At 61.5% G+C, this 7,215-nt stretch carries 6 protein-coding genes; 5 read left to right on the top strand and 1 reads right to left on the bottom strand.

Annotation, left to right across the window (positions count from 1 at the left end):
* Positions 1 to 149: 149 nt before the first annotated feature.
* A complete protein-coding gene (locus tag J1G37_RS24675; protein ID WP_207045941.1) occupies positions 150 to 1,574 on the bottom strand; it encodes a PLP-dependent aminotransferase family protein in 1,425 nt (474 codons plus the stop codon).
* A 160-nt stretch (positions 1,575 to 1,734) separates the two neighbouring features.
* On the opposite strand from J1G37_RS24675, the gene J1G37_RS24670 reads away from it, so the two are divergent.
* Genes J1G37_RS24670 through J1G37_RS24650 form a run of 5 tightly spaced genes read left to right on the top strand, consistent with a single transcriptional unit; the run spans position 1,735 to position 7,207 of the window.
* On the top strand, positions 1,735 to 2,628 hold the full coding sequence (locus J1G37_RS24670) for an EamA family transporter (protein ID WP_177325364.1): 894 nt from the start codon (positions 1,735 to 1,737) through the stop codon (positions 2,626 to 2,628).
* A gap of 23 nt (positions 2,629 to 2,651) precedes the next feature.
* Positions 2,652 to 4,514, top strand: a complete 1,863-nt coding sequence (gene moeB, locus J1G37_RS24665; RefSeq protein ID WP_207045939.1) for a molybdopterin-synthase adenylyltransferase MoeB — start codon at positions 2,652 to 2,654, stop codon at positions 4,512 to 4,514.
* A 17-nt stretch (positions 4,515 to 4,531) separates the two neighbouring features.
* Positions 4,532 to 5,446: a cysteine synthase family protein gene (locus tag J1G37_RS24660; RefSeq protein ID WP_017739554.1), complete on the top strand. Its 915-nt coding sequence runs from the start codon at positions 4,532 to 4,534 to the stop codon at positions 5,444 to 5,446.
* Between the two features lie 37 nt (positions 5,447 to 5,483).
* The gene (locus tag J1G37_RS24655) at positions 5,484 to 6,476 is read left to right on the top strand and encodes a serine O-acetyltransferase (protein WP_207045937.1); all 993 of its coding nucleotides are present in this window, start codon (positions 5,484 to 5,486) and stop codon (positions 6,474 to 6,476) included.
* Positions 6,477 to 6,478: 2 nt separating this feature from the next.
* Positions 6,479 to 7,207 carry an alanyl-tRNA editing protein gene (locus tag J1G37_RS24650; protein ID WP_124526660.1) on the top strand — a complete coding sequence of 243 codons (729 nt, stop codon included), beginning with the start codon at positions 6,479 to 6,481 and terminating at the stop codon, positions 7,205 to 7,207.
* Positions 7,208 to 7,215: the final 8 nt, after the last annotated feature.

Here is a 7,215-nt window from a genome sequence, read left to right as displayed (position 1 = left end):
ACGGCGTTGAGTTTGAACTCGCTGGAATAGGACTTTCGCATCATCTGCACACCTCAGGTTTGGGCGCCATCATAGCGCCCTATTGATGTGTCCAAATTCATTAGGCCAGTTCAGCTTGCCTGCGATGAACGATAACGCGGTCACCCTGCCTACAGCTGAAACCGCCCCCCACCCTGCCCCAGCGCCGTCGCCAACGCATCAAACCCCGCCAACAACAGCTGATCATCCCCCGATGTATTGCACACACTCGCCCGAATAAACTGCGGCACCGCCGTCTGCCCTACGGCAAACGCCTCGGCCGTGGCGATCAGGTAATTATTCTGCTTAAGCTCCGCCTCGATTTCCGACGCGCGCCAGGGTTCCGGGACTTCGATCCAGAAGTGCGGGCTGTTGAGGTGCGTGCGGTACTCAAGCCCGGCCAACAAGCCCTCGACCAGGTTTTTGCGGCGGCTAATCTCGTGGATCTGCTGACGCAACAGGTACTCCGCAGTGCCGTTTTCGATCCACTGCGTCGCCAGTTCCAGCGTGACCGGCGTCGCCATCCAGCAGGTTGAGCGCAGCGCCGCCGAAATACGGCTGACCAGCGCCGGCGGCGCATGCACATACCCCACCCGCAGCCCCGCAGACACCGCCTTGCTCAGGCTGCTGATCAAGATCGTACGTTCGGGCGCGAAATAGCTGAGGGGCGGCGGGCGATCTTCCACCAAGACGCCGTGGGCCTCGTCTTCGAGAATCAGCAGGTTGTGTTCCCGACAAACCCTGGCCAATGCTTCCCGGCGCGAAATCGACAGGACCGCCGTCGTCGGGTTCTGAATGGTCGGCGTGCAATACAACGCCGAAACCCGGTGGTTACGACAGACTTCATCCAAGGCCCCCGGCAGCACGCCCTCCTCGTCCATCTCCAGGCCGATCAAGCGCACGCCAAGCATGCGGGCTGCGGTGATCAACCCCGGGTACGTCAATTGTTCGGTGACCACCGTATCGCCAGCGCGCAGCAACGCCATCATTGCGCAAAGCAAACCATGCTGGCCGCCGTTGACGCAGATGACCTGCTCGGGAATCGGATGAAAGTCACGCTGCACCAGCCACTGCGCGCCGGCCTCGCGGTAACGCGGCAGGCCGGCATCCGGCGTGTACGCGCTGATGTCCTGGAGGAACTTGGCGCTGGTCGCCAAGGTTTGCAGGCTCTGGGCGAGGAAAGTCGTCTCCTGCCCGGGGATATGCATATTGCGGCTCATGTCGAAGTATTGGCGCGGCTCTTCGCTGAAGTTGCGAAAGCCTTCATCACGCTGGCGTTCCATCCCACGCTTGCGAACGAAAGTGCCGTCACCCACCCGTGCCACGACCAACCCCAGGCGTTCCAGTTCGCCGTAGGCCCGGCTGATGGTGCCGATGGTCACCCCAAGATTGTCGGAAAGCACCCGATGGGGCGGTAGCTTTCGTCCTGGTTCAATCAGCCCTTCAAGGATGCCCCGTTCCATGACATCGGACAGGCGCTTGTACTTCACGCCCTGCCCGCTGGACAACCCTTCACGCATAATTGACACCATGTCAATATTTGTTTTGACAGCCATCTTTCGCCCTAATAGTGTGCTTTTACGGGTTCAATCGCCGAATTTAATCACTCATTACAAGTTCAATATAGAGTTCAATTCCGGCTCAGGGAAGCAATAAACGATGCCAATGTCCGCCGTTCTCGAAAACGCTGAAAAAACCAAATCCCAGAAACAGTGGTTGGCCGGCCTGGTCACCAGCCTGATGTTTCTCATCGTGTGCCTGAGCTGGGGCACCACCTGGCTGGGGATCAAGATCGCCGTGGAGAGCGTGCCACCACTGACGTCCGCGGGCCTGCGCTTCCTGATCGCCTTCCCGCTGTTCCTGTGTTTTGCCATGGTGCGCCGCGAACCGATCCTGTTCCCCCGGGAAAGCCGCTGGTTCTTTGTGTTCGTGACCCTTTCCTACTTCAGCGTTCCCTATTACCTGCTCAACTACGGCGAGATGCATGTGTCGTCCGGCCTGACCGCCCTGCTGTTCAGCTGCATGCCGGTGTTCATCCTGATTTTCTCCGCGCTGTTCCTGCGCGAGCGCATCTACTTCTCCCAGGTGGTCGGCATCGGTATCGGTTTCGGCAGCCTCTACATGATCATCAAGAGCCAGGGACTGCACCTGGACCACGCCGAGTTCTTCGGGGTGCTGGCGATTCTGACCGCCGCGATCATGCATGCCTTGTGCTACGTCATTACCAAGCAAAAAGGCAGCGCCATCAGCGTGATCACCTACAACACCCTGCCCATCGGCATTGCCGGGCTGATGCTGTTCGTGGCCGGGCTGTGGTTTGAAACCCCCAGCTTCGACAGCATCACCCTGCGCTCCTGGAGTGCGCTGTTCTACCTCGGCCTGGTCGCCTCGGTCGGCGGCTTTATCGTGTACTTCATGCTGCTCAAGCGCCTGAGCCCGATCATCCTGTCGTTCGTATTCATCATCTTCCCGGTGTTCGCGGTGATCATCGGCGCCTGGTACGAAGGCGTGGCAATTTCCCGCGACCTGATGCTGTATTCGGCCATCCTGCTGGCCGGTTTTGCGATCACCAAGTTGCCGGTTGAAAAACTCCTGGCCAAGAAAAAATGACTTTCAACAGACGCGAGAGAAACATGGACGTCCTCCGCCCAAAAGCCCTGGAACAGATCTACGCCCACGCCAGCCGCAGCTATCCCGAGGAATGCTGTGGTTTCGTCTTCGCCGACGGCAGTGTGCACCTGGGCAGCAATATCCAGAACGAGCTGCACCGCAAGAACCCCGAGATCTACCCGCGCACCGCCGCCAACGGCTACACCTTCTCGGTGGCCGACACCCTGCTACTGAACAAGGCGTTTCGCAGCGACAACCCGGTGGTGGTGATCTACCACTCCCACCCCGACGTCGGCGCCTACTTCAGTGACGAAGACCAGGACAAAGCGCTGTTCATGGGCGAACCGATCTTCCCCGTGAGCTACCTGGTGGTCGATGTTCGCCAGGGCCAGGCCCTGTGTTCAAAGCTGTTTGCCTGGGATGGCAAGCATTTCGCCCTTAACCCTTTCAACGACCTGCACACGGAGTTGTCCATGAACGCTGTCTCTTTCCCCGACATTCTGGTTCGCGTGGCCAAGCTGCCAGAATCGACCCTTGAGGGCACCGGATCGACATTGCGCGAAGTCATTGAAAACCTCTGCAACAGCCACCCGCAATTGCGCCCGCATCTGTTCCACGAAAAGAACAACCAGCTCAAGGAACACTTCCTGTTTACTGCCGAGGAAGAGCTGATCGGCGCCGACGATCCACTCCCTGGGAAAGCCCGGATCGAAGTGTTGCTCGCCACGTCCGGCGGCATGGATGTCGAGACGTTGAGCAATGAAGAAGTGCAACGCTACGTGCGCCATATCACCCTGCCGGGCGTCGGCCGCGAAGGCCAGTTGAACCTGAAGAAAGCCAAGGTGCTGATCATCGGCACTGGTGGCCTGGGCTCGCCCATCAGCCTCTACCTGGCGGCAGCCGGCATCGGCACCCTGGGCCTGGTGGATTTCGACGTGGTGGAAAGCAGCAACCTGCAACGCCAGATCGTCCACGGCAACAGCACATTGGGCATGCCCAAGGTCGAATCCGCCAAGCAGCGCCTGCAAGACCTCAACCGCCATATCCAGATCAACGCCCACGACACCGCCCTGAATGCCGACAACGCCCTGGAGCTGGTGGGCGCCTACGACCTGGTGATCGACGGCACCGACAATTTCGACACCCGCTACCGGGTCAACGAAGCCTGCGTCCAGCTGGGCAAACCCTTGGTGTACGGCGCCATCTACCGTTTCGACGGGCAGATCAGCGTGCTCAACTATAAAGGCGGGCCGTGCTACCGCTGCCTGTTTCCCCAGGCGCCGCCCGCTGAACTGGCGCCCAATTGCAGCGCCGGCGGGGTCATCGGCGTGCTGCCTGGCGTGGTCGGGATGATCCAGGCCACCGAGGCGATCAAGTTGCTGATCGGCATCGGCGAACCCTTGTCCGGCCGCCTGATGCGCTTCGATGCGCTGGCGATGAAATTCAGCGAGATCCGCTTCAAGCGCCGCGCCGACTGCCCGTGCTGCTCGGACCTGCGCCACAGCGCAACCCAGGCACCGGCGGTCTGTGCCGACGCCGTGCCCGGCACGCCATCGCTGGCCGCAGAGCGCTACATCAAGCCACGCGTGCTCAAGCAACTGCTCGAGCACCCGCGCAGCGCCGACGTACTGCTGGACGTGCGCGACGCCAGCGAGCTGGAAGTGTGCAAATTGCCAGGCGTGGTGCACATCCCCCTCGCCGAGCTGGACGGGCAACTCGACAGCCTCAGCCGTGACAACACCCACTACCTGATCTGTTATGCCGGCACCCGCGCCGAGCAAGCGGCCACCACCCTGCTGGCGGCCGGCTTCGCCAACACCAAAGTGTTGCAGGGCGGCATGAAGCATTGGGTGCGCGACGTCGAACCCGACATGCCTTTGTATTGAGCCGGGGGGGCTGACTGATGCTGCATAACTCCATTCTCGACGTCATCGGCCATACGCCGATTGTGCGCCTGGCGCAGTTTTCCGAAGACCTCGGCATCGAGGTCTACGCCAAGCTCGAATCCCTCAACCCCGGCGGCAGCCACAAGGCGCGCATCGCCCTGGGCATGATCCTCGATGCCGAGCGCCGTGGCGTGCTGATCCGTGACGCCGGGCAAACCATCATCGAGCCCAGCGGCGGCAACACCGGCATTGGCCTGGTGATGGCGGGCAACGTGCTGGGCTACAAAGTGGTGCTGGTGATCCCCGACAACTACAGCCCCGAAAAGCAGAAGCTGCTGCGCCTCTACGGCGCCAAGGTAGTGCTGTCGGACAGCCGCCTGGGCAACAATTCCCACGGCGAAAAGTGCCTGGAACTGCAACTGGAAAACCCCAGCTACGTGATGCTCAACCAGCAACGCAATGGCGCCAACCCGCAAACCCACCGCGACACCACCGCACCCGAAATCCTGCGCGCCTTTGGTGAGCGGCGCGTGGACTACTTCGTCAGCGGCATCGGCACCGGTGGCCACATCACCGGCATCGGCGAAACCCTCAAGGCCGCCTGGCCGGAGCTGCGCGTCATGGGCGTGGAGCCGGAAGAGTGCGACCTGCTGAAAAACCAGCACGCGCCGCACCATATCCAGGGCCTGTCGATCGGCCTGATCCCCAGCATCCTCAACCTGGATGTGCTGGACGGCATGCTCAAGGTGTCGCGCCAGGAGTGCATCGACATGATGAAACGCATCATGCGCACGGATGCCATCAGCCTGGGCCTGTCCTCGGCCGCCAACATGGTGGCCATTGCCAAGCTCGCCCCGGAGTTGCCCACCGAAACAGTGGTACTGACCATGGTCTACGACAATGCCGACAGCTACCTGCCCAGTTTCGAATAAGCGGTTTCCCAACCATCCAGAATGCGGGGGTGCCTCCATGGGGGGCTTTATTGACATGCAACAGCTGCACGATGAGCTGCTCACGCACCTCATCAAAACCCTGACGCCGACGCAGATGAAGCAGCTGGAACCGCACCTGGCGCCATTGGTGCAGAACGCCGCCCAGGCCGTGGCCGAGGACTTGATCGCCTACGCCTACCGTGACCCGGCGTCGCGTGGCCGCGGTGAACTGATCCTGGAGTCCTACGCCTCGTTCAAGGCGGTGCTGTTCTACCGCCTGGCACACCTGGTGTGGAACTTCCCCGACCAGGTCAACGGTGTGTTCTCGCGCATTGCCCTCAAGCTCAGCAACCAGGGCAAGATCCTCTCCGGCGCCGAGATCCACCCGGCCGCGCGTATCGGCCGGCGCTTTGTGCTGGACCACGGCTACGGCACGGTGATCGGCGAAACCTGCGAGATCGGCAACGACTGCTACATCCTCTGCGGCGTGACCCTCGGTGCCCGTGGCATCGCCAACAACCCGGACGGCAAGCGCCACCCGCGCCTGGGCAACAATGTCGAAGTCGGCTCCGGCGCGCGCGTGCTGGGCTATGTGCTGATCGGCGACAACGTGTTTATCAGTCCGTCCTGCGTGATCACCCAAGACGTGCCGGCGGGCACCAAGGTCAAGGTGGTCAATCAGGTGCAATTGCAAAAAAACGACGAGTCCGAGCACAGCAATTACCTGGGCGCCTTCGCCCTCGACGAGCGTCTGCACGTGGTCGGCGAAATCAACGCCAACCACAAGGTCACGGTGCTGGACGCCGACTTTCACCCCTTGCAGGGCCTGATGCTGGAACCGACGGTGAAAGAGCGTCACCACCTGCAATTTCGCCTGCACCGCATTGAAGCCGATAGCCACCTGCCGCGCCTGCCACTGAACCTGAAGGTCTGCGGCCCGGAGTTTGAAATCACCCTGCTGTCCCCCCCTGGCTTGAGTGCAATGGTGCGTCACCTGTTGCAAACCAGCCCTTTGAACGTCGGAGGTTGAACATGTCCGTGCATACCATGGAAACCCTGGCGCTGTTCGACAGCGCGCCCTACCAGAACGCGTTCAGCGCACGGGTCATCGCCGTCAGCGAACACGGCATCGCCCTGGAGCACACGCTGTTCTACCCCACGGGCGGCGGACAGCCGGGCGACACCGGCCACTTCACCCTGGCCGATGGCACGCGGGTCGAGGTCGTCGGCACCGTGCGCGACCCGGTGCTGCGCTCGATCATCTGGCACCAGGTGGAACACTGCCCTGAACAACTGACCTCCGGCGTGCAGGTTGACGCCGGCCTCGATTGGGAACGGCGTTACCAGCACATGAAGATGCACACCTGCCTGCACCTGTTGTGCTCGATCATCGACGCCCCCGTGACCGGTTGCAGCATCAGCGCCGACAAAGGTCGCCTGGATTTCGACCTGCCGGAAATGACCCTCGACAAGGACAGCATCACCCGCGACCTCAATGCGCTGATCGCCCAGGCCCACACGGTGAAGGCCCTGTCGATGCCCGCCTCGGAGTATTCGACCCTGCTGCAAATCACCCGCACCCAGGCGGTGGCGCCGCCGGTGGTGCAAGGCTCGGTGCGCATCATCGAGATTGCCGGGGTGGATATCCAGCCGTGCGGCGGCACCCATGTGATCAACACCGAGGAAATCGGCCGGGTGTTCTGCGAAAAGATCGAGAAGAAGAGCAAGCACAACCGCCGCGTCATCCTGCGTTTTGAATAACCCTCAAG

This window comes from Pseudomonas sp. Marseille-Q1929, from assembly GCF_017316265.1.
Classification (GTDB): domain Bacteria; phylum Pseudomonadota; class Gammaproteobacteria; order Pseudomonadales; family Pseudomonadaceae; genus Aquipseudomonas.
The sequence above is the reverse complement of the archived record's forward strand: the minus strand, read 5'-3'. Positions and strand labels throughout refer to the sequence as shown.